We start from the raw sequence: 22488 nt of genomic DNA on the forward strand, positions 1-22488 counted from the left end.
CTATGCGATAAAACCTACTCCCGAAGTGGTATTCGTTTGTGAATCAATTAATATAAAAGATCCTGAAGCTTTGTTATTGCTATATTCATCAAAGGCTAATGGTTTACTGAGTTGAATTTGAACTTTACCAATTTCATTAAGGGCCAAGCTATTTTTTGAAGTATCTTCCCCAGTAAAATCTGTAGCTACACTGCTAAAAATTTCATTAACCTTAGCTAATACTCTAGTACTACCGCTTTGGATAAAGTATTTAGTTCCTGGATTAAGGTTTTTATTGTCCATCCAACAAACCGTAGCGGTAAGTTGCTTATCAACCTTAGGAATTTCATTTGATTTAACGATCATATCACCCCGACTAATATTTACTTCATCCGTTAGGGTAATCGTACAAGAGCTTCCTCTTCCTGCGGCATCAAATTTTTGATCAAAGAAAAATATTTCCTTGATTGTGGAACTAGTCATAGAAGGCAAAATAGTCACCTGATCTCCAACTGAAAGTTCACCTCCATACAATTTACCTGCGTACCCTCTAAAATCATGATATTCATCTTTTTTTGGACGAATAACCGTTTGTACAGGAAATCTTGCTTGTGCCTTTTCGTATACATCCTGTGCATCCAGAGCTTCTAAATGATCTAGAAGTGTTTGGCCTTTATACCAAGACATATTATTTGAATTTTCAACCACATTATCTCCATTAAGCGCACTAACGGGTATAAAAGTGATATGCTGGTCCTGATAATCACTTTTATCAATTAAATTTTGAAAATCTGCTTTTACTTTTTCAAAATTATCTTTAGCATAATCCACCAAGTCCATCTTATTTACGGCCACAATAACATCTTTTACTCGCAATAGGTTGTTAATGAAAAAGTGTCGATAGGTTTGTTCTACAACACCTTTTCTGGCATCTACCAAAATTATTGAAGCTTGAGAAGTTGAGGCTCCGGTAACCATATTCCTGGTGTACTCTACGTGACCTGGAGTATCAGCAATGATATAGCTCTTTTTTCCGGTTGAAAAATAAATATGGGCTACATCAATTGTAATCCCTTGCTCTCGCTCAGCAACTAACCCATCCGTGGCCAAAGAAAAGTCTAAATAATCGAATCCATTAGCTTTACTTTTGGCTTCAATTGCCTGTAATTTATCCGTGGTTAATGATTGGGTGTCGTATAATAATCTACCTATCAATGTACTCTTACCGTCATCTACGCTACCTGCTGTTGCTATTTTTAATACTTGCATCTTAGTTTTTTTAATACGCCTGTTCTGGCTTTTGGTAATCGTTTTTACAATTCTTTAGATTTAAAAATATCCTTGTTGCTTGCGTTTTTCCATAGCAGCTTCAGATCTTTTGTCGTCGATTCTTGCACCACGTTCGGATATTTTAGAGTTTCTAATCTCTTGAACTACTTTTTCAATCGTAGTAGCATCTGATAAAACTGCTGCTGTGCAGGACATATCTCCAACGGTTCGAAAACGTACCATACGCTCCTCTACGATCTCATCATCTTCGCGATGTACTACGCTATCTTCCGCAGACCAAATCATACCGTCTCTGAAAAATGTTTTGCGCTTATGCGCAAAATAAATTGATGGGATCTCTATTTGTTCCTTTTTTATGTAGTTCCAAACATCCAGTTCTGTCCAGTTACTTATTGGAAATACTCTTACATTTTGACCTAATTCTATTTTACCGTTAAGATGATCAAACAATTCTGGGCGTTGATTTTTTTCATCCCATTGCCCAAAATCGTCGCGTACAGAAAAGATTCGTTCCTTAGCTCTCGCTTTCTCTTCATCCCTACGCGCTCCACCAATGGCGGCGTCAAACTTAAACTCTTCTAAAGCATCTAATAAAGTCGTCGTTTGTAGTCCATTGCGACTTGCATATTTTCCTTTTTCTTCAATAACTTTTCCCTGATCAATAGAGTCTTGCACTTTTCTAACAATCAATTCTACCCCCAATTCTTTTACCAGCTTGTCTCTAAAAGCTATGGTTTCAGGAAAGTTATGCCCGGTATCAATATGTAAAAGTGGAAATGGAATTTTAGCCGGAAAAAATGCCTTTTGTGCAAGTCGCACTAGTGTAATTGAATCCTTTCCGCCAGAAAATAATAAAACAGGTCGTTCAAATTGTGATGCTACTTCCCTGAAGATGTAAATCGCCTCACTTTCCAAAGCGTTTACTTCCAATATTTGACGTTCTTTATTTTTTATTTCTGTTTTTTCAATGACTTCCATAGCCTATTATTTCTTATTTCTAATTTATTATAGCTTAATTAGTATGTAAACCACATTCTCTATTTTCTAAAACTTTCGTTGGATCAAAGTATTTGAACTCATTTGGCAGGTTATTTTCTTTTAAGTATGCATCCAAGGCATCATCTGAATAGTGATAAAATGGACTTACCTTGAGTGTTCCATCTTTACTTACACTTAAAATATCCAGTGAGTCCCTTAAAGCCGTTTGCCCTTTTCTTAAGTTGGTAAACCATACATCTGGTTTGAAATCCTCCATAGCTCTTTTGAAGGGTTCCAGTTTTACCTGTTCTGTAAACGCCTTATGCATAGGATCATCTATATCCGGAATACCCATAATTTCATTTCGATGTGCAACGGTTTGTTTTGGTACATATAATTTTATATTCAAACTTAATTGATCTATTAAAACCCCTGCGTGCCGGTAGGTTTGAGGTGTGTTATAACCTGAATCACACCAGATTACCGGTATTTCTTTTGAAGCATTAACAGCCACATAAAGTATAGCTGCTTCATAAGGCCTGAAATTAGTGGTAACTACTGGGCGCTTTGCTTTTGCAATTGCCCATTTTGCAATTTCTAGCGGAGACTTCTCTCTAAAATTTTTATTTAATTGTTCGATTTCTTCTTTTGTAAAGTCCATCTATATGAAATTTAGTGCGTTTTTTATTTCTACTTGCCCCATTTAATTCGATTCCAGATTCGCTCATGAAAAAAATAAAGCAGCATCTTAGTTATAAAATCAATAGAAGCGATTGAAGACGCCAATACCAATTCTCCTGTGAACAGGTAAGAAACAATCAAGGTATCTAATGTGCCGATAACACGCCAACTGACTGCCTTGGCAATACTACGTATAGGACTTTCAGAAGTACTATCTTCTTCATAAGATGTCTTTTTTGTTCCTACCTTATCTAATATCATTTGGTCTACAATCATTATATAATTCTTTTTAATACTAATACCCTATCGAATTAATAGGGTATGCAACAAATGTAAGTATTAATTTTTATTATCCTACCAATTTAGTAGAGAATTATTTTCAATTATTTGATTTTTATGAATAGAACAAGAAAATCGAGTTATAATCGTTAATAATTAAAATGTCCCCTGCTTTTTGCCAAAAGATACTTTTATAAAAAGGGAACAATTCAGTTTTTTTTATATTTTACCTTGAATTTTAATAACTCAATTATGATGAAAAACATTAATTATTTTGTATTACTACTTTTAATTGTAACCTCATTTGGGTGTAGTAGTGATGATGACGGAACGTTAACTGTTGATGAATCCTTAATACCGGGAACTTGGGAAGTCACTAGTGTCGTATCGAATGATGGACGCTTTTCTGGAACAGTTGAAAATATTCCAATCACTGGAAGTTTTACCGCAGAAGGTAAAAATTATACCGCTGTAATAACTTTTGTTGAAGGTACTGGCGAAGCTGCCAATACCTATACCAGTACGGGCGGTTTTAGCTTAGATATTACGGTTCAGATACCAACGCAAGATCCAGTTGTAGTTGAAGAAGATTTTCCTGATTATTTAGGTTCTGGTACCTGGAGTGTTGAAGGGAATAACTTAATCACCGTAACACTTGATCAGCAAACTAATTTTACGATTACCAATTTAACTACGGATACTATGGCATTGGCCGTTTCGCTGGATGAAGAGGTTGTTGTAGACAATACTACGTTTACATTGGATGGTACTTTAGAGATTACCTTATCTAAAAACTAATAAACTCAAAACCCTGAGTAAATGCTCAGGGTTTTTTAATTTACCTTTTCGAGGGCTTGGGCAATATCGTTAACAATATCCTCAATGTGTTCTAGACCCAAAGAACACCGAACCATACCATCGGTAATTCCTACTGCTAATTTATCCTCCTTACTTAATTTACTATGTGTAGTCGATGCGGGATGGGTTACTATAGTTCTAGTATCTCCAAGGTTTGCAGACAGCGAGCACATCTTTATACTATCAAAAAATGATTTACCGGCTTGCAATCCGCCTTTCACTTCAAAAGCAACAATACTTCCACCTAATCGCATTTGATTCTTAGCAATTTCATATTGTGGATGTGATTTTAAGAAAGGATATTTTACCCAATTAACTTTTGGATGATTTTCTAAATATTCCGCGAGTTGAAGCGCATTGGTACAATGTTTTTCTGCTCTTACTGCCAGGGTTTCTAAACTTTTGGACAACACCCAGGCATTAAATGGCGATAATGCCGGACCTGTATTTCTTGAAAAAAGGTAAATTTCTCTGATCAAATCCTTTCTTCCTACGGTAACTCCTCCTAGCACCCTTCCCTGACCATCAATCATCTTTGTTGCAGAATGGATCACCAAATCCGCTCCAAATTGTATTGGGTTTTGCAAATAAGGGGTAGCAAAACAATTATCAATGATCAATAATAAGTCATGCTTTTTTGCAATACTAGATAAATATGCTAAATCTAATACATCTACCCCTGGATTGGTAGGCGATTCAGCGTAAAGAATTTTAGTATTGGGTTGAATTAATGATTCAATTTGGTGTACCTCATTTACCTGAAAATAGCTGGTTTGAATATTCCATTTCGGAAAATATTTAGTAAATAAAGAATGTGTTGAACCAAAAACCGATCGGGCGGAAACAATGTGATCTCCTGCATTCAATAAGGCCGCGAATGTAGAAAAAACTGCAGCCATGCCTGTAGCGAAAGCATATCCATCCTCTGCTCCTTCTAATACGCAAATTTTTTCTACAAATTCTGTTGTATTAGGATTGCTGAAGCGGCTGTACAAATTACGTTGTTTCTCCTCCGCAAACGAAGCTCTCATCTCTTCAGCATCTTCAAACGTAAATCCTGATGTAAGATAGAGTGGCACTGAATGTTCTAAAAATTGTGATTTAGCCACTTGCGTTCTTATCGCATTGGTTTCAAAATTGTCTTCGGGTTTACTCATACTTCTTTATTATTCACCACTACTTTATAAGTTACTTTAGCCGTAGGCTCCAATGTTTTGGAAACCGAACAATATTTTTCGAACGATAACTGTGCCGCTCGTTTTGCCTTCTCTTCAGCAATTTCTCCTTCTAGATAAACAGTTACAAAAATATCTTTAAACGGTTTAGCACCATCAATAGGTACCCTGACCCCTTCTACTTCTGCGCTATATGCTGTAATCTCTTGTCGTTGTTTTTTTAAAATAGAAATGATATCAATAGCACTACAGCCAGCTACACCCATCAACACATATTCCATTGGGCTGGGAGCCAGATCGTGGCCACCAACTTCTGCTTTACTATCAATAAAAGTTACGTGACCCCGTTCGTTTTTAAGTTCAAAATGATAGTCGTTATCTATTCTGTTTAGCTTTATTTTCATCTCTAATTATTTATATTTTTTAATTCTTAAATAAGTTCTATCCTTTATTCGCTAGTCGCAATAGGTCACCAAAAACTCCTCTTGCAGTCACTGCTGCACCTGCTCCAGCACCTTGAATTACAATAGGCTGATTTCCATAGGATGCTGTATAAATCTCAAAAATTGAGTCAGATCCTTTTACCTGTCCTAAGGTACTATCTTGAGGTACTGAAACCAACTTGACCTCTAGGTTACCTTTGCTTTCTGACAAATCTCCCCAAAGATCGCCAATATATCTGAGGACATGATTGGGCTTTTGGTCTTTTTTGATTTCATCATACACCTTATCCAATTGCGACAAATTATTAATAAAATTCTCTACAGTTCCTTCTCTTAAGGCTTCAGGAATAAGATTGTGAATTTGCACTTCATCCATTTCATTAATCAAATCAAGTTCTCGAGCTAAGATTAACAATTTTCTTCCCACATCATTGCCGCATAAATCCTCTCTCGGATCTGGTTCGGTAAATCCTTTATCCATAGCCGCTTTTAAAACTTTACTAAATGAAGTATCGCTTTCAGAAAAGGTGTTGAATAAGTAACTGAGTGTACCCGAAAAGACACCTTTAATTCTTGTAATATTTTCTCCCGAAAGGTGTAATAATTTAATGGTATCTATCAATGGAAGCCCAGCTCCAACATTAGTTTCATATAAATATTCCTTTTGATGTGCCTGCAATACTTTTCTTAACTTTTTATAATAATCATGGGGTAAGGTATTGGCAATTTTATTCGATGATACCAAATCAAAGCCATTTTCGATCAAGGGTATGTAATTAGCAGTAAAAGATTCACTTGCAGTATTATCAATGGCGATCAAATTTTCGAGGTGATGTTCATTGGCATAAGTAATAACATCCTTAATAGTATACGAAACTCCTTGATTTTCTATTGATTGCCGCCAATCACTATCTAATCCTGTTGTAGGATACAGCACTTTTTTAGAGTTCGCAATCGCAAAAATAGTCAACTTAATTCCCTTTCTCTTTTCAATCTCCGAAGCTGATTGTATAATTTGGTCAATCAACGTACCGCCCACTAATCCGTGACCAAAAATGGCAATATTGATCTTTTTAGCAATTTCAAAAATTTCTCCATGAATGACGTGTAAAGCTTTGTGCAGATCATCTTGTTTCACTACAAGGCTAACATTATCGCCTGTAATAGCGTTATTAAACAATAATGGAGTGATGTTATTCTTTACCAAAGCACTGTAGGGTTTGTGAAAAGTCTTTAAATCTTGCCCGATAATGGAGATTACCGAGACCTCTTGATCTATACTGATTTCCGTAACATCATTTGTATTAAATTCAAGTTCAAATTCTTGCTTTAAAGCGTGTTTTGCTTCCTCCGCTCGCTTGGCATCTACAACAAAGCCTATACCCCTCTCTGATGATCCCTGCGCGATAATACTAACGCTGATATGCTTTGCGGCTAAGGCACTAAAAATTCTTGCATCAACACCTACCTTACCCAATAATCCACGCCCCTTAAAGTTAATAAGGGCCATTTGTTCCAAAACAGATAGTGACTTAATACCTTTTTCGGTAGACTCTTTAGTTATCAGCGTACCAGAATTAGTATCATCAAAGGTGTTCAATATCCTAAGCGGAATATTCTTTTCTAGTAATGGAATTATAGTTTTTGCGTGTAAAATAGAAGTGCCAAAATTGGCCAACTCGTTGGCTTCGTTAAACGATAAATGTTCAATCTTTCTAGCTCCTTTTACCCAATCAGGATTTGCAGTGTAAATCCCATTGACGTGTGTATAATTTTGAAGCTCTTCTGCATTTAAATAATTCGATAAAAGAGATGCTGTATAATTACTACCGTTACGGCCCAATGTCGTTGTTTCCTTATTCATATTTGCAGCGATAAAACCAGTCACTACGTGTACAGTTTCTCCGTTAAATTGACTAAAATGCGTTAAGACATTTTCCTTTGACAATGCCTCTAGCGGCTGTGCATTACCAAATTCATCATCGGTAACGATAAGCTTTCTACTATCTGTAAACCTGGCTTGTATACCATTTTCTGTTAATAATTGAGTAAGTAACTTGGCAGCAATAATTTCTCCTAGAGATAATACCTGATCTTTGATCCGATCACTATAATCCTTCAGCAGATACACTCCTTCTAATAATTTATCCAGGGTTTCAAATTCCTCTTGGAAGTCAAGTCCAGCGAAACCACCATATTGATATTGCTTAAAGGCTTGTAACTGCTCCTGAAAGTTTTTATTTTTTGCAGCTTTTTCTAGTATTTCTTCAAGTTCATTAGTACTGTTTCCTCTTGCAGATAACACTACTGCTATTTTCTCTTTATTTTGAACTTTTTGCGTTATAATCTCTACCACCCTATGAAGTCCAGCACCGTTGGCTAACGATTTTCCTCCAAACTTTACAATTTTCATATTACTTAGATTAAAAAATATCTTTTATAATTTCTGTTAGCTGTTCAAACTCTATCAAAAAAGCATCATGCCCATGATCAGACCGAATGATGCCGTGGTTCACTTTCTTATCTATGGCACGGAGTTTTTCAACAGTCATTACATCTTCTTCTAGAGTAAAAAAAGTGTCAGAATCTACACTGATGATAACGATCTGGGATGATACTTTTTCCAGAGCATTTTCAAAACTTCCGTAGGATTTACTTATATCAATGTTAGCTAAGATGTGATTAAGACCCAGGTAAGCATCCAAACGAAATCGCTTGGTAAGTTTATCTCCATGATGCAATAACCAGCTTTCGACATTGAACATGGATTTATCCTCATTAAAAGATCGATTGAACTTTTGTTTAAAAGACTTAGGACTCCGATAGAGCATCATAGCGTGCAATCTTGCATCATGTACTGGATTGCTAGAGTTTTTTAAAATAAGCTCTTGTACTAAACAGTTTGCTTTCAACCAATCCGTAGACTTCCAATCTGTAGCTACCGGAATTAAATGGTGAATTAAGTTTGGATTTTGAACTGCAAGTTCCCAAGCGATACCCCCTCCTACCGATCCACCAATAAGTGCATGCAATTGATCAACACCTAATTGGGATAGCCCAAGCGTAAATAAAGCTGCTATGTCTGAAGCCGTAAAAAGCTTATAATCATCATTAAATACATCCTTAGATTCATAATATCCATTTCCTGGAATATTAAAGCTCAATATGGTATACCGATTTGTATCGATACACTTATCAGGCCCGATTAAACCGTTCCACCAGCCATGTTTACCACAAACCGTTGAATTACCTGTCAACGCGTGATTGACTAAAACCACTGGTGCCGAATGGAGCGGTAATCCAAAAGTCTCATAAGAAAGTGAAAGCTTGCTTACCACTTTTTGATTTTCGGTTGTAAAGTTTTCTATGTTTATCGATTGAAGCATAATTATACCATTTATAAAAATGTAATTTGCAAAGCCACGAAGACCTATGTACATTGTCCGCTAAGTCTATTCGTAAGCGATTAAACAGTGACTTTTAATTTTTTAAATGCTTCAGCGAGATCTGATTTTAAATCTTCGATATCTTCTAAACCAACAGATAATCGAATCAAATCACTGGTAACGCCAGTTGATTCTTGTTGTTCTTCTGTCAATTGCTGATGGGTTGTACTTGCTGGGTGAATAATCAAGGATTTAGAATCACCAATATTAGCTAATAAAGAGAATAGCTTAGTCTCGTCTGCAATCTTCTTTGCGGCTTCAAACCCTCCTGAAACACCGAAAGTGACTATTCCACTTTGACCTTTGGATAGATACTCTTTTGCCAATTCATTATAGGGGTCGTCAGCTAAACCTGGATATCTTACCCAACTTACTTCTTCTTTGGTTTGTAGCCACTGGGCTAATACCAATGCATTTTCACTTTGCTTCTTTATTCTTACATCCAGTGTTTCTAGCCCTTGTATAATCTGAAATGCATTATATGGACTCAATGCCGCCCCGTAATCGCGTAGGCCTTCAATTCTAGCTTTAGCAATAAAAGCAGCAGGACCTAAAACTTCGTGATATACAAGACCATGATAGCCAGGAGAAGGTTCAGTAAACTCAGGGAACTTACCATTTGACCAATCAAAATTTCCAGCATCAATGATTACGCCTCCCATAGAGGTTCCATTTCCACCGATAAACTTGGTAAGCGAATGAATTACAATATTAGCTCCATACTGAATTGGATTTAACAATGCCGGTGTAGCTACTGTATTATCCACAATAAGCGGAACTTTAGCCAATTGAGCTTGTGTTGAAATCGCTTTTAGATCTAATACATCTAATTTGGGGTTTCCTAAAGATTCAACAAAAAATACTCTCGTATTTTCCTGTACAGCATTTTTAAAATTTTCGGGTTCTGAAGGGTCAACAAAAGTAGTTTTGATTCCTAATCGTGGTAAAGTTACATTCAGCAGATTGTATGTACCGCCATACAAACTACTAGAGGCAACGATATGATCGCCTGTTTTAAGTAGTGTAAGTAAGGCAGTGTGTATCGCTGCAGTACCTGAAGAGGTTACTACCGCACCAATACCTCCTTCAATGGTAGCCAACCGCTGCTCTAAAATATCGTTTGTTGGATTGTTTAAGCGCGTATAAATAAAACCGGGCTCGCTTAAGTTGAACAAGTTAGCGGCGTGCTCTGCATTGTTAAACACATAAGATGTGGTTTGATAAATCGGAACCGCTCGTGTTCCTCCATTACTTTTTACGTCGTGTCCAGCGTGTAATGCATGTGTTGCAATTTTTGATGTGCTCATAATTTTCTGATTTAAATTTTGGTTAAACTATGTTTAAACAGAATCTAAATACATCATACACCTTGATCATTTAGGGTGTAGCGTATAGAAAATTAAAAAGAAAGGAAAGTACAATAATAGCGAATGCATTATTGCGTGTGTTATCTATTCCTATTTACAGAATGCAAACCATCACTGTAACGGATAGAATTTAGCACCTTCTTTACGAATAAAGGGTTGCTAAGGTTTCATAGGGTCTATTCCCTCCACCTTTCTTGATAACTGTCTAAGTATGTATAAGAAACTTAAGAGCAAAGCTACTAATATTTTTGAAAAGAAAAATTTTATTCTCCAATAAATTTAATTAAGGTTTGGTTAAAAGCTTTTTTGTGTTTGCAATATTTTTATCTTTGCGCAGAATTTTAAGGGAAAGATTTGACTGATTGCAACCCTAAATACCAAGCTTCTTTGTTAATACGAATTAAAAAGAGTATTGCTTGAGTATCAAATGCTAAAACAGATGAATAATGCCTCGGTTTTTTTCTGCGTTTTAGCCAAAAGCAATGACAAATACTTCCATAAAACAAAATAGAAAGAATGGCTTATTTATTTACCTCAGAAAGTGTATCTGAAGGACATCCAGACAAAGTAGCAGATCAAATTAGTGATGCATTATTGGATAATTTTTTAGCATTTGACCCGGAGTCTAAAGTTGCTTGCGAAACACTGGTAACTACCGGACAGGTCGTACTTGCAGGAGAAGTAAAGTCAAAAACGTATTTAGACGTACAAAACTTAGCCCGCGAGGTTATCAACGAAATTGGTTATACTAAAGGAGCTTATCAATTCAGTGGGGATTCTTGTGGTGTTATATCCTTAATACACGAGCAGTCACAAGATATTAACCAAGGTGTCGATCGAAGCTCTAAAGAAGAGCAAGGTGCTGGTGATCAAGGCATGATGTTTGGTTATGCTACCAAAGAGACCGCCAATTATATGCCATTGGCCTTAGATATATCTCATAAAATTTTAATTGAACTTGCTAAATTAAGGCGAGAAGGTAAAGAAATACCATATTTAAGACCAGACTCTAAAAGTCAGGTTACTATTGAATATAGTGATGATAATATTCCGCAACGAATAGTCGCTATCGTTGTATCGACTCAGCATGATGATTTCGACACAGATGATAACACGATGTTGGCTAAAATTAAAGAGGATATTGTAAAGATATTAATGCCTAGAGTCATCGCCCAATTACCAGAATATGTTCAACAATTATTTAACGATAAAATAGTATATCATATAAACCCCACCGGTAAATTTGTGATCGGTGGTCCTCACGGAGATACTGGTTTAACAGGTAGAAAAATTATTGTAGACACTTATGGTGGTAAAGGTGCTCATGGTGGTGGTGCTTTTTCTGGTAAGGATCCTAGTAAAGTAGACCGTTCTGCGGCATATGCCTCAAGACATATTGCTAAAAATCTTGTGGCAGCAGGAGTGGCAGATGAAATTTTAGTACAGGTTTCGTATGCCATCGGTGTTGTGGAACCCACGTCTATATTTGTAGACACTTATGGCTCCAGTAATGTTGAGCTTACTGATGGTGAAATTGCTCAAAAAGTAGCTGAACTATTCGATATGCGACCAGCTGCAATTGAAAGCAGGCTTAAACTCCGTAATCCGATTTATAAAGAAACCGCTGCTTATGGACATATGGGCAAAGAATCCAAAACCGTTCGTAAAGTATTCGAAAGTCCATATTCTGGCAAGGTTGAATTAGATGTAGAGCTTTTTACCTGGGAGAAATTAGATTATGTGGATAAAGTAAAGCAAGCTTTTGGCCTGTAAATGTTATTTTTTATGCTTAAATTTATGATATTCAATTATTTGCAAAATGAATTAATCATAGATTACCAAAAACCCAAAAACAAATTCTATTTACCTGACTACGAATTCTAGTTAGTACATAGCACCTTTTAAAGAACAACTATCTTTGGGCAGTTTGTAAAATTACTAAATCATTGACAATGAACTATAAACTTGCTTTCACGGCAATATTATCCATAATCACTATACAGTGTTACGCACAGGACTATAGTAGCAATACCGAATCCATTAGAGTATTAGATGATAAAATTGAAGACGGAGAATTTAATGTAGACAAAAACATATCTACTGCTACATTAACCCTAACATCATCCCATTCCTCTACTAATAAAAGATCAAATGAGGAGGATCATATAATCAGTGATAAAGAATGGAAGAAGATTATGAAAAAAATGAAACGTAGTCGCAAAAAGGTTAAAAACAATGAGGAATACGTCCAGCTGTATAAAACTATTGATACTGTTTACGTATCTTCAAAAAGACCTTCCGAGCAAATTCAACTATCCGGGTGGTAAGACTAAAATTTTAATTTCATTTATAAGCAGAATTGGCAACTCCAATTCTGCTTATTTTTTATAACGTGTTGTAAACAAGAGGATAAGGAAATATCCCCATACAAAAAGGGTTGTTTTCCCTCTAGCATTACATAGGGTTATGATTTAATTTAGCAATTGAAGATTAAAAGGATAATTATTAACCAAAAAAATATGTTATGAAACTAAAATTTTTATACACCGTACTATTTACTTTGTTATTTGCTACCGGATTCGCTCAGCAAAAAAACACCAAGAAAAGTGAGCTAAATCAAAATACTTTAGATAGCAAAATTAATTATACTGAAATAGATACAATACTAGAGAACTTACAGAAAAAGCGAGCAAAAAGAAATTTAAGAAGACAAAAACAAACAGTATTCAGGGTAGTAGACACTGTTTTCGTAGAGATGAAACTACAGAAAGCTGACACTAAGCTAACCGATTTTTAAAACTTAGAATCGTTGCTTAATAGCTCTATAACTACTCTGAACAACTTTAATACTACTAGAGTTTAGAATTTGATCTTTAGCATTAACAAGTAAGTCTAATAGGTATTGCGTGGAGACATTTTTTATCCTTAACAATCTGTCTTCATTTTTATAATAAGTTAGTACAATGAAACATACCGTAAAGATAAAAAGTAGCGCACCACCGATTACCTGGTAACCCGAAAGAGATCTGCTAAGAAACTTGCTAAGTCCTAAGCCGGTCCACGTACCATATAAAATAAAAAAATGGATGATATAAATAGATAGGGTTCTGCTTCCTATTTTAGTGATTAACGGGTTAGTAAACAATTTTTTAAGGGTAATGAATATTCCAAACAATACAAAAACATCACCTAAGCGCATATATAAGAAATTATTATAAGCCACAGCCTGAAACAATTCAACACCTGTAAACTCGTGTAGCCATACCAATAATGGAGAAGAAAACAGAATTAATGCAAAGCCGGCAGCAAATAATAAACTGGTAATAAACGGATAGAATTTGGGCTGTTCACCAAACCTCTTGAAAATAATCGCTAAGAATCCTCCAAAACAAACATAACCAAACCAGGGAAAAATAGTAAATACAGAACCGTAAATACTGGTTAAATAATTGGCTATAGCTTCAGGAAAATTAGGTAAAGCTACTTTGTCATACCACGGGTGAACTAAAAAAATGACAAAGCCAATAGTTAAGAACGTGTATTGTAGTATTCGTAAGTTAAACCGGTGCATCAAAACATAGGTACCAATCAATAATAGTAAAGAAAGACCAATACACTGCAATACGTCCACCATTAAAAATGAAGCATTGATTTTACCTGAAAACAAAGCATACAAGCTTAATCGTAGTAAATACCCCCAGCATATTAGTTTTAATGCTCTCTTTATTCCTTTAGCAACTCTTGGGTTTTTCAATCCCTGAACCTTATTTTTAAGTAATAAAAAGATAAATACAAAACCTGTTATAGTAAAGAAGGTTGGCGCCGTAATTCCTCTAAAATATTCCCAAACCGTATAAATTGTACTGGTACGATCTCTGAATTCGTCGGATAATAAGGCATATACGAAATGACCTTGAAGCATCATTAAAATTGCAAAAGCTCTAATCGCATCAATATAATGCAGTCGGTTAGATGAATTACTCATAAAGTAGGTTAGTTGGGTTACTGGTAAAAAGCAATGAAATAACTTATTATTTTTAAAGGCGCAAAGCTAATCATTTTTTACGATCTAACACGATTTTTTATTCCTAAATCAATGATTACAAAATAGATATAAAAAAAGACGTGAAAATTCACGTCTTCTCGTAATTCAATTCAAGTATATCTTTACTGCTGCATCTTGAGGTAATAATCCACAGAATGTTTTCCGGATCCATAAAAAAGAAAAAAGATACATAAAAGTAATACTACGCTTGCCACTATGAGATTGACAACATTCATTTCTCCAACAAAGTTAATTATTACTGCTCCAAATAGTAAAGGTAATTGCGCTGCCACCGACCATCTGGTTAGTAACCCGAAGGCAATTAAAATTCCACCGATCAGGTGCGCTGGAGCTACATAATGGATCACAATCATCGATCCGGCTAAATTTTGAACTGGATTTAAAAGATCTACCAGGATTTGGCTATTGGCAATAAAATTTACTCCTTTTAAAAAGAGAAATACGCCGAGCGCTATGCGCAATAAGTCCAACATATAATATGTATGAGCATTGGCCCACTTGTTTAAAGATTTAATTGTAGGCATAATTGTATAATTTATTGGTTAAACTATTATAAGTTACTAATTTTTAGGAAATTAAACCATTAAAAACCAGCTTTTCAGGTAAATTTCTTTAATTTTCAGTTAAACGACACACTCTATTATAACAGTCATTATAGAATGGTCCTCGATTACCTAAGAAAACAATAATTACTTTATGCAAGCAGCTGTATAGCATATCTCTTCTAAAAGATTTATTTTCGTACTTTAAATCCTATGAAAAAAATACTTCTTTTTTTACTAATAGCAGCAGGTTTCTTTGACACTTTTGCTCAAGAAATTCAGTCTCCGGCTTCTATGATCACTATACCAGCGGATCGATTTTGGGGTGTTGATCCATTCGATGGAATTGTTTACGCTAAAGACAATGTGCTTTATAAAGACTGGAATACGAATCGTTATCAATTTACGGATTTTACACTTGGCGAATTAACGTATGTTTCGATCTTAAATCCCTTAAAAATACTTCTCTTTTATGGTAATGCTAATACTGTTGTTTTTATTGACAAATACCTCAATGAAATCAACAGAATTGACTTTAACCAAATTCCTTTAATTACTAATGCACATTTGGTTAGCCCTGCCAATGACAATGCGATATGGGTTTTTGACAATAATACACAGCAGTTGGTTTTATTAAACAGCAGAACAAAAAAGCTTATATTAAAAACTCAACCCATTGTTGGTTTACCCCTATATCAATACAGCAATTTTAATTTTTGCTGGTTATTCACAAAAGAAAAGGTATATACATTTAACATTTACGGCAGTTTGGTTGAAGAAAGAGCTAATGAAAACTTTGATTGTTTGCAACTGTTTGATGAGCAATTCTATGTGCTTTCGGAAAATAAAATTTTTATTTATTCTAAAGACTTTAAAGAGAAAACTGCATTATCCCTACCAGAAATTAAGCTGAAACAGTTTTATGTTACTGATGAAATCCTTTATATTTACGACTTCCCAAAACTATTCGGTTTTGAACTAAAATCGCTTTAAAAATAATTGAATTATGCATGTAGCCATTGCAGGAAATATAGGTGCTGGTAAAACGACATTAACCAAACTATTAGCTAAACATTTTAAATGGGAAGCACAGTACGAAGATGTTTTGGAGAACCCTTACCTAGAAGATTTCTATAATAAAATGGAGCGATGGTCTTTTAATCTGCAAATCTATTTTTTAAACAGTCGTTTTAGACAAATATTAGACATTAGAGAAAGTGGTAAAAATATCATTCAAGATCGAACGATTTATGAAGACGCCTATATTTTTGCTCCTAACTTACATGCCATGGGCCTGATGACCAATCGAGATTACGAAAACTATCGTTCTCTTTTTGACTTAATGGAAAGTGTGGTGGAAGGCCCTGACCTCTTAATCTATTTACGTAGTAGTATTCCAAACCTAGTCGCTCAAATACACAAGCGTGGTAGAGACTATGAAAATACCATAAGTATTGACTATTTAAGTAGACTTAATGAGCGATACGAAGCATGGGCACACGATTATGACAAAGGAAACTTGTTAGTGGTAGATGTAGATCACTTAAATTTTGTTGACAATCCAGAAGATTTGGGTAACATAATCAACCGAATAGACGCAGAACTCCACGGGTTATTTTAACTAAAAAAAGCCCATCTAAAGATGGACTTTACAATAAGGTAATAAGTACAGGGAATTAATTATCATCTGTTCCACCTGTACCGGTGTTTTCTTTAATTTCATCAACACCTTCTTCCATAGTATCTTCTGCATCATCAGCGGCATCCTCCATCGCATCTCCTGTTTCCTCAGCAGCATTCTCTAAAGCGTCTTCAGTTTCCTCTGCAGCATCTTCCAAAGCATCGCCGGTTTCCTCTGCCGCATTTTCTAAGGCATCTCCTGTTTCTTCAACAGTTTCTTCTACTTTTTCTTCCTCCTTGTTTGTTTCTCTACAAGAATTTAGGGAAAATGCCACAAATAATAATATTGTTGTAGCTAAAAAATATCGTTTCATAATTTTAAAATTAGTTAGTTGTTATTAATACTGGACTAAAAATAGAATTTCACCCCACAAACGTGCATTAATACTTTTATAATTTTATCACAAAAAGTATTAAAACATTGCAATCAACACGAATTTTAAAGTTTATTTGAATTAAAAAATGAATTTTGCTCAGCTATATGATTTCCTGGAAGAATTACAGCAAAACAATTCTAAGGAATGGATGGATGCCCATAGAAAACGATATCATCAAATAAGAGATGATTATATCAAATGGCTGGATATGATAAATCAACGACTGCTTCAAATTGATTCCGATTACTACGATACACCTGGTAAAAAAGCGATCAACCGAATAAATAATAATCTCTTATATCACCCTAACAAGCCAATCTATAAAGACCATTTTGGTGCCGGACTTGATCAACGAAGCAAACAAGGGGACTTTTATATTCACTTAGGAGTTTCAGAGTCCTTTGTAGCGGGAGGCTACTGGAAACCAGGAACTAAAATCCTTACTAGCATACGAGAAGCTATTGATTATAACGGCGAAGAATTTTTAGAAATTATCAACAAAAAAAGTTTTAAAAATACGTTTGGCAACCTCATAGAAACTGAAGATAAATTAACAAACGCTCCAAAAGGATTTAGTCAAGATCATCGATTTATTGATCTTTTGAGACATAAAACCTTTGCTGTAGAACATCGATTAAATAAAAAGGAAGTTATCGATCAGGGTTTTGATGAAAAAGTAATAGCACTCTACAAAGAAATGTTACCTTTTCGTCGCTACCTTAACCAGGCGGTTACGGTATAATTTTCTCCAAATAAGTTCGAACCCCATCCAAAATGATATTGGTCGCTCCAGTATTACTATTGATAAAGTGACCAGCAATCATTCCTGATTTTTCTCTAAATTTTTTATCGATCAATAATTTATTCATTATTTCACTAAATTCTTTTGGGTTTGCTACAGAAAATAGCCCCGCTAGTTTTTGTAATTGTTTCGCTTCTCTAAATTTCTCGAAATTCTTACCAATAACGATTGGAATACCAAATGTGGCTGGCTCTAAGATGTTATGCAAGCCCGAAGTCCCCATTGCTCCTCCTACGTAGGCAATATCTGCATAACTATAAACTCTCGAAAGGTATCCAATGGTGTCCATAACAAAGACCTGAAAATTTTTCAATTCTTTCCCCTCTTTATGTGAATATAACACTGTTGCTGCCGTCAACTTTCCCACTAGACTAGTTACTTTTTGAGCTTTGATCTCATGAGGTGCAATAATAAAACAGCAATCCTCTGGAGCTTTATTAATGAATTCTACGAAAACAGCTTCATCCTCCGGCCAGGTACTCCCTAAAACGATACACGTTCTCTCAGCAATAAAAGCCTCTATAAAATCAACCGAATTATCCATTTCGATTTGATGCGAAACACGATCAAAACGGGTATCACCACTTAAAGAGGCATTAGTGAACCCTAAACTTTCAACTAGATGTAAAGATTCTTTATCCTGTACAAAAAAATGATTAGCACACTTTAGAGCTTTACGCATAAAGCCCCCGTACCATTTAAAAAAGGTTTGATTTTTTCGAAATACAGCTGAAATAAAGAAGGTTGGTGTTTTAATGTTTTCTAATTCTCTTAAGTAATTAGGCCAAAACTCATACTTCACAAAAACCGCGAGCTTAGGATGAACAACTTGCATAAAATTTTTAGCATTGGATTTAGTATCTAATGGCAGATAACAAATTATATCAGCCAGTTTGCTATTTTTTTTAGCTTCATAACCTGAAGGGGAAAAAAAGGTAACCAACAGTTGATACGTAGGATATTTTTGCTTAAGCGCCTTCATTACCGGTACGCCTTGCTCGTATTCCCCTAGGGATGCACAATGAAACCAAATCACCGTATCCTCAGGAGCTATTTTCTTGTTAAGAAACTCAAGCACACCTTTTCTTCCTTCGACGAATTTGTTCAGTTTAGGATTAATTCCTCCAAGCAAAGGCAAAACTGCATTAACAGTAGCTATTAATAAATCGTATAAATGTTTCAAAAGGTTCCTTTTTAATACGAAGCTAAAATACACTTCTTTCCTCAAAATCGAGAAAAACCGCGGTCTTTAAAAGTTCTTTAATTAACATTTTAATATTCTTATTTACCAACTATTCAAATCTAGTATTAAAAAAATATCATTTTAATAAAATTAATACATGATTTTTATTAAATTGACATCGACTTTACACAAACTCAATCTTATGAAACTAAAAATTACCCTACTGGCCCTGTTTTCTTGTGCCCTATTGTTTGCTCAAAACTTTAAAGAGGAACAACTACCAACTCCTGATAAGCTTAATCCATTTTACATCGGTCCCTTATTTACATCTACGATACATTATGGTGTAACGCCTCCTAATTATAATGGCAAGGTGATCCTTTTTAATCACGGCTACATCGATCTTAACCAAACACAATTTTTATTCGACAACTCCTTCTATAAAGAAGTATATAAAGAAGGTTATCAAGCTGTCTTTGTTGCTACTACCCGTGGGGGAGGAATTTGGGTTAATGGTGAACTACTCGCAGAAGCTATAGATATCGTAACAGATAAGTATAATGTAGATGATGTAACTATTATTGCCCATAGTAATGGAGGCAAAGCATCTGAAGCTGCGATGATTCATTATGGAAAGAAAAATAAAGTAAATCAAGTTTTTGCACTAGGCACCCCTTACTGGGGAACGTATTTAGCCAATATATCTCAATTTCCATTACTCAATTGGGCATGGAAACTGACTGGATTAAATGAAGGCGCAGTAACCTCTACTACTTATTATTGTAGAGACGTGGTGCGTCCCTATTTTGATAACAACCCTAATAATGAGCCTGAAAAGTTTGTTGTATTAGGTTCTTGCGGTTATTTCTTAGGATCCAACCTATTGGCAAGAGCAGCTTTTACTGCCACCGGAAATGTGCTTTTACCGGTACAAGGCGCCAATGACGGTGTTGCGCCTTATAGAAGTACACTTAGACCGGGTGCTGAATATGTATTCAGAAAAAATGATTCGCGTGCATTCTTTGACCACTTGGATGTAAGCTTAGGAAAATTTTCGTGGCCTTACGTAAAGATGTATATGCAAAATAGAGCTGCACAATCGAATGTTTTAGTATCAGAAAACACCAATCCCTACAAAACAGAAAGCGATTATTATATCCTCTATTCTGATAATGAATATGACAAGGTAGTTTTTGACAAAAATTCAAGCTTTGCTATAGCCAATATCATTCACGAAGATCCGACTGCTACATTTAACATTTTTGATCAGCAAGGAAAAAACCTAACTACTACCAAGCAATACAGTGAAAAGCCTAACGCAACTACAATCACCTTAACCGAAAATAATACGACGTTAAAAAGTGATTCACGTTTTGCAGCATTTATAAAGCAAGATAATAGTATCAAAATGACCTTAGAGCTTCAACCAGCCGAACACCCTATTTTAAAGGTTGATTTTTCAGCAGGGGCTAAAAACCTAGAAACGCCGGAGTCTATAGAAGTTCGTGGTATCTTAACTAAAACTGCTACTATTAATGGTACATCATTACGTGAGATTCCACAGGTGGTTTCCTTTCAGAAAAAAGAAGATGGCTATTATCTTAATACCCAGAACCTCGATGACGGGGTGTATAATATTTTCCTGAATGGAGAAAGCAAAGGTAATTTTAAGCGTAGCATTATTTCAGGATTTGTTGTAGGCAATATTAATGAAGGTTTAGCGACAACTGCGACCCAAGAAAATCTAGCTAGTACAACTACTTCGATAAACATTACACCAAATGCAGTAAAAGATTTCGCAACCCTAAATATATCAAGTGATATCAATAAAGATCAGTTGCAAGTTAACATCTACGATATCACTGGTAAAAAGATAAATGCATTTGAGCTTAAAAATAACCAACAACGCTCTTTTGATATCTCAAACCAATTAGCACCATTAGCTGGCGGAATCTATATTCTACAGCTAAATGATAATCAAACGTTTAAATTTGTAAAAGAATAATACTAAAAATAAAGTAGGTAGGGACAACTCAGCCAGTTCTTGGATTATATCTTATAAAAATAATCCAAAACTGGCTGTTCCATTGGCAAAAGCTACAATATTTTGTACTTTCGTCGGGTTATAGCATTGCATCTTATGAAGAAAATACAAATGGTAGACCTTAAAGGTCAATATGAGCAAATTAAAGATCAGGTAAATACTTCTATCCAAGAGGTTATTGATAACACCGCTTTTATCAATGGTCCAGAAGTACACAGTTTTCAAAAAGAGTTAGAAGAGTATCTGGATGTAAAGCATGTTATCCCGTGTGCCAACGGTACCGATGCCTTACAAATTGCTATGATGGGACTTGGCTTAGAGCAGGGAGACGAAGTAATCACCGCAGATTTTACCTTTGCAGCAACCGTCGAAGTGATCGCGCTATTAAAACTAACCCCTGTGTTAGTAGATGTGGAGCCAGACACCTTCAATATTAACCCTGAAGCCATTCGCAAAGCGATTACACCAAAAACAAAGGCAATAGTACCTGTTCATTTATTTGGCCAAATTGCCAATATGGATGAAATTATGGCCATTGCTGAAGAACATAATTTGTGTGTTATTGAAGACAATGCACAAGGTATAGGATCAACCTATCAATTTAAAGATGGAAAAAAAGTTAAAACCGGTGGAATTGGACATGTCGGAGCTACTTCATTTTTCCCTTCTAAAAATTTAGGGTGCTATGGAGATGGTGGAGCGATCTTTACTAACGATGATGATTTAGCACACACCATAAGAGGTATTGTCAATCACGGGATGTACGTTAGATACCATCACGATGTGGTTGGTGTAAATTCACGTTTGGACTCCATTCAAGCGGTAATACTGAGAGCAAAATTACCATTATTGGATAGCTACAATAATGCTCGTAGAGCAGCTGCTAAGAAATACAATAAGGCATTTGAAGGGATTGCCCATATTATTACCCCCAGGGTAAAAGGAAATTGCGACTCAGCCGCTTCTACAATCTGTGATACATGTAATTGCCATGTATTTCATCAATATACCTTGCGTATAGTAGATGCAGACCGAGATGCCTTAGTGAAGCACCTTAATGATAATGGAATTCCCTGCGGTGTATACTACCCTATTCCGCTCCATAATCAAAAAGCCTATACAGATGATCGTTATAACGAAGCTGATTTCCCAGTGACCAATCAATTGGTAAAAGAGGTAATCTCGCTACCGATGCACACCGAACTTGATGATGAGCAAATTGAATTTATCACTACTACGGTGATTGAATTTTTAAATAAATAAATAATAATATACCTTCTTAATAAGGTTTAGTAGTA

The 22488-nt window shown here is 35.4% G+C and carries 22 protein-coding genes and 1 riboswitch; of the genes, 9 read left to right on the forward strand and 13 right to left on the reverse strand.

From position 1 onward, the window contains the following. Genes EV197_RS13905 through EV197_RS13920 form a run of 4 tightly spaced genes read right to left on the reverse strand, consistent with a single transcriptional unit; the run spans nt 1 to nt 3204 of the window. Entirely contained in the window at nt 1–1248 is a 1248-nt protein-coding gene (locus EV197_RS13905) for a sulfate adenylyltransferase subunit 1 (RefSeq protein WP_130287401.1), read from the reverse strand. 60 nt (nt 1249–1308) lie between these two features. After that, complete coding sequence (gene cysD / locus EV197_RS13910) at nt 1309–2247, reverse strand: sulfate adenylyltransferase subunit CysD (protein WP_130287402.1); 939 nt, start codon at nt 2245–2247, stop codon at nt 1309–1311. 34 nt (nt 2248–2281) lie between these two features. After that, a complete protein-coding gene (locus tag EV197_RS13915) occupies nt 2282–2908 on the reverse strand; it encodes a phosphoadenosine phosphosulfate reductase domain-containing protein (protein WP_130287403.1) in 627 nt (208 codons plus the stop codon). 29 nt (nt 2909–2937) lie between these two features. Further along, nucleotides 2938–3204, reverse strand: coding sequence for a DUF2061 domain-containing protein (locus EV197_RS13920; protein ID WP_207224218.1), 267 nt, complete (start codon nt 3202–3204; stop codon nt 2938–2940). Nucleotides 3205–3459: 255 nt separating this feature from the next. Between EV197_RS13920 and EV197_RS13925 the strand changes: the two genes are divergently transcribed. Beyond that, nucleotides 3460–4005 (forward strand): lipocalin family protein, encoded by a 546-nt coding sequence (locus EV197_RS13925; RefSeq protein ID WP_130287404.1) that lies wholly within the window; start codon nt 3460–3462, stop codon nt 4003–4005. 35 nt (nt 4006–4040) lie between these two features. Here EV197_RS13925 and EV197_RS13930 read toward each other — a convergent pair whose 3' ends face one another. From EV197_RS13930 to EV197_RS13950, 5 genes are all read right to left on the reverse strand, one after another. Further along, nucleotides 4041–5222, reverse strand: a complete 1182-nt coding sequence (locus tag EV197_RS13930) for a trans-sulfuration enzyme family protein (RefSeq protein WP_130287405.1) — start codon at nt 5220–5222, stop codon at nt 4041–4043. Then, a complete protein-coding gene (locus EV197_RS13935; protein WP_130287406.1) occupies nt 5219–5644 on the reverse strand; it encodes an OsmC family protein in 426 nt (141 codons plus the stop codon). The genes EV197_RS13930 and EV197_RS13935 overlap by 4 nt, the downstream gene beginning before the upstream one ends. Before the next feature lie 37 nt (nt 5645–5681). Beyond that, nucleotides 5682–8096, reverse strand: a complete 2415-nt coding sequence (gene thrA, locus EV197_RS13940; RefSeq protein WP_130287407.1) for a bifunctional aspartate kinase/homoserine dehydrogenase I — start codon at nt 8094–8096, stop codon at nt 5682–5684. A 10-nt stretch (nt 8097–8106) separates the two neighbouring features. After that, nucleotides 8107–9069, reverse strand: a complete 963-nt coding sequence (locus EV197_RS13945; RefSeq protein WP_130287408.1) for an alpha/beta fold hydrolase — start codon at nt 9067–9069, stop codon at nt 8107–8109. 80 nt (nt 9070–9149) lie between these two features. Next, complete coding sequence (locus tag EV197_RS13950) at nt 9150–10436, reverse strand: O-acetylhomoserine aminocarboxypropyltransferase/cysteine synthase family protein (protein WP_130287409.1); 1287 nt, start codon at nt 10434–10436, stop codon at nt 9150–9152. 137 nt (nt 10437–10573) lie between these two features. Next, a riboswitch (SAM riboswitch) is annotated at nt 10574–10700 on the reverse strand. A gap of 312 nt (nt 10701–11012) precedes the next feature. Between EV197_RS13950 and metK the strand changes: the two genes are divergently transcribed. The 3 genes from metK to EV197_RS13965 all read left to right on the forward strand — a co-directional run bounded on the left by metK (nt 11013) and on the right by EV197_RS13965 (nt 13293). After that, on the forward strand, nt 11013–12269 hold the full coding sequence (metK, locus tag EV197_RS13955) for a methionine adenosyltransferase (RefSeq protein WP_130287410.1): 1257 nt from the start codon (nt 11013–11015) through the stop codon (nt 12267–12269). 179 nt (nt 12270–12448) lie between these two features. Further along, nucleotides 12449–12823: a hypothetical protein gene (locus EV197_RS13960; RefSeq protein ID WP_130287411.1), complete on the forward strand. Its 375-nt coding sequence runs from the start codon at nt 12449–12451 to the stop codon at nt 12821–12823. Between the two features lie 197 nt (nt 12824–13020). Then, entirely contained in the window at nt 13021–13293 is a 273-nt protein-coding gene (locus tag EV197_RS13965; RefSeq protein ID WP_130287412.1) for a hypothetical protein, read from the forward strand. 3 nt (nt 13294–13296) lie between these two features. Here the strand turns inward: EV197_RS13965 and EV197_RS13970 are convergent, their stop codons facing one another. Both EV197_RS13970 and EV197_RS13975 read right to left on the reverse strand, forming a co-directional pair. Beyond that, nucleotides 13297–14481: an acyltransferase family protein gene (locus EV197_RS13970; RefSeq protein WP_130287413.1), complete on the reverse strand. Its 1185-nt coding sequence runs from the start codon at nt 14479–14481 to the stop codon at nt 13297–13299. 182 nt (nt 14482–14663) lie between these two features. Next, on the reverse strand, nt 14664–15086 hold the full coding sequence (locus EV197_RS13975) for a DoxX family protein (RefSeq protein WP_130287414.1): 423 nt from the start codon (nt 15084–15086) through the stop codon (nt 14664–14666). Nucleotides 15087–15317: 231 nt separating this feature from the next. Here EV197_RS13975 and EV197_RS13980 point away from each other — a divergent pair, with 231 nt between their 5' ends. Both EV197_RS13980 and EV197_RS13985 read left to right on the forward strand, forming a co-directional pair. After that, entirely contained in the window at nt 15318–16097 is a 780-nt protein-coding gene (locus EV197_RS13980) for a hypothetical protein (RefSeq protein ID WP_130287415.1), read from the forward strand. Nucleotides 16098–16110: 13 nt separating this feature from the next. Next, entirely contained in the window at nt 16111–16725 is a 615-nt protein-coding gene (locus EV197_RS13985) for a deoxynucleoside kinase (RefSeq protein WP_130287416.1), read from the forward strand. 55 nt (nt 16726–16780) lie between these two features. On the opposite strand, the gene EV197_RS13990 is transcribed toward EV197_RS13985, so the two are convergent. Continuing rightward, on the reverse strand, nt 16781–17098 hold the full coding sequence (locus tag EV197_RS13990; protein ID WP_130287417.1) for a hypothetical protein: 318 nt from the start codon (nt 17096–17098) through the stop codon (nt 16781–16783). Nucleotides 17099–17246: 148 nt separating this feature from the next. Between EV197_RS13990 and EV197_RS13995 the strand changes: the two genes are divergently transcribed. Continuing rightward, nucleotides 17247–17903 (forward strand): DUF2461 domain-containing protein, encoded by a 657-nt coding sequence (locus tag EV197_RS13995; protein WP_130287418.1) that lies wholly within the window; start codon nt 17247–17249, stop codon nt 17901–17903. On the opposite strand, the gene EV197_RS14000 is transcribed toward EV197_RS13995, so the two are convergent. Then, nucleotides 17893–19146: a 3-deoxy-D-manno-octulosonic acid transferase gene (locus EV197_RS14000; protein WP_130287419.1), complete on the reverse strand. Its 1254-nt coding sequence runs from the start codon at nt 19144–19146 to the stop codon at nt 17893–17895. The genes EV197_RS13995 and EV197_RS14000 overlap by 11 nt on opposite strands. Nucleotides 19147–19348: 202 nt before the next feature. Here EV197_RS14000 and EV197_RS14005 point away from each other — a divergent pair, with 202 nt between their 5' ends. Continuing rightward, nucleotides 19349–21151 carry a T9SS type A sorting domain-containing protein gene (locus EV197_RS14005; RefSeq protein WP_165389064.1) on the forward strand — a complete coding sequence of 601 codons (1803 nt, stop codon included), beginning with the start codon at nt 19349–19351 and terminating at the stop codon, nt 21149–21151. A gap of 135 nt (nt 21152–21286) precedes the next feature. Next, on the forward strand, nt 21287–22453 hold the full coding sequence (locus tag EV197_RS14010) for a DegT/DnrJ/EryC1/StrS family aminotransferase (RefSeq protein ID WP_130287421.1): 1167 nt from the start codon (nt 21287–21289) through the stop codon (nt 22451–22453). The last annotated feature ends 35 nt before the right edge of the window (nt 22454–22488 follow it).

Origin of the sequence: Aquimarina brevivitae (genome assembly GCF_004216895.1) — a bacterium.
GTDB classification, from domain to species: domain Bacteria; phylum Bacteroidota; class Bacteroidia; order Flavobacteriales; family Flavobacteriaceae; genus Aquimarina; species Aquimarina brevivitae.

Coding starts and splice junctions, on each gene's coding strand:
- EV197_RS13975 (WP_130287414.1), bottom strand. CDS start 15,086: ATGCCTACAATTAAATCTTTAAACAAGTGGGCCAATGCTCATACATAT.
- EV197_RS13935 (WP_130287406.1), bottom strand. CDS start 5,644: ATGAAAATAAAGCTAAACAGAATAGATAACGACTATCATTTTGAACTT.
- EV197_RS13985 (WP_130287416.1), top strand. CDS start 16,111: ATGCATGTAGCCATTGCAGGAAATATAGGTGCTGGTAAAACGACATTA.
- EV197_RS13930 (WP_130287405.1), bottom strand. CDS start 5,222: ATGAGTAAACCCGAAGACAATTTTGAAACCAATGCGATAAGAACGCAA.
- metK (WP_130287410.1), top strand. CDS start 11,013: ATGGCTTATTTATTTACCTCAGAAAGTGTATCTGAAGGACATCCAGAC.
- EV197_RS13970 (WP_130287413.1), bottom strand. CDS start 14,481: ATGAGTAATTCATCTAACCGACTGCATTATATTGATGCGATTAGAGCT.
- EV197_RS14010 (WP_130287421.1), top strand. CDS start 21,287: ATGAAGAAAATACAAATGGTAGACCTTAAAGGTCAATATGAGCAAATT.
- cysD (WP_130287402.1), bottom strand. CDS start 2,247: ATGGAAGTCATTGAAAAAACAGAAATAAAAAATAAAGAACGTCAAATA.
- EV197_RS13950 (WP_130287409.1), bottom strand. CDS start 10,436: ATGAGCACATCAAAAATTGCAACACATGCATTACACGCTGGACACGAC.
- EV197_RS13925 (WP_130287404.1), top strand. CDS start 3,460: ATGATGAAAAACATTAATTATTTTGTATTACTACTTTTAATTGTAACC.
- EV197_RS13945 (WP_130287408.1), bottom strand. CDS start 9,069: ATGCTTCAATCGATAAACATAGAAAACTTTACAACCGAAAATCAAAAA.
- thrA (WP_130287407.1), bottom strand. CDS start 8,096: ATGAAAATTGTAAAGTTTGGAGGAAAATCGTTAGCCAACGGTGCTGGA.
- EV197_RS13905 (WP_130287401.1), bottom strand. CDS start 1,248: ATGCAAGTATTAAAAATAGCAACAGCAGGTAGCGTAGATGACGGTAAG.
- EV197_RS13920 (WP_207224218.1), bottom strand. CDS start 3,204: ATGATTGTAGACCAAATGATATTAGATAAGGTAGGAACAAAAAAGACA.
- EV197_RS13915 (WP_130287403.1), bottom strand. CDS start 2,908: ATGGACTTTACAAAAGAAGAAATCGAACAATTAAATAAAAATTTTAGA.
- EV197_RS13965 (WP_130287412.1), top strand. CDS start 13,021: ATGAAACTAAAATTTTTATACACCGTACTATTTACTTTGTTATTTGCT.
- EV197_RS13980 (WP_130287415.1), top strand. CDS start 15,318: ATGAAAAAAATACTTCTTTTTTTACTAATAGCAGCAGGTTTCTTTGAC.
- EV197_RS14005 (WP_165389064.1), top strand. CDS start 19,349: ATGAAACTAAAAATTACCCTACTGGCCCTGTTTTCTTGTGCCCTATTG.
- EV197_RS13960 (WP_130287411.1), top strand. CDS start 12,449: ATGAACTATAAACTTGCTTTCACGGCAATATTATCCATAATCACTATA.
- EV197_RS13990 (WP_130287417.1), bottom strand. CDS start 17,098: ATGAAACGATATTTTTTAGCTACAACAATATTATTATTTGTGGCATTT.
- EV197_RS13995 (WP_130287418.1), top strand. CDS start 17,247: ATGAATTTTGCTCAGCTATATGATTTCCTGGAAGAATTACAGCAAAAC.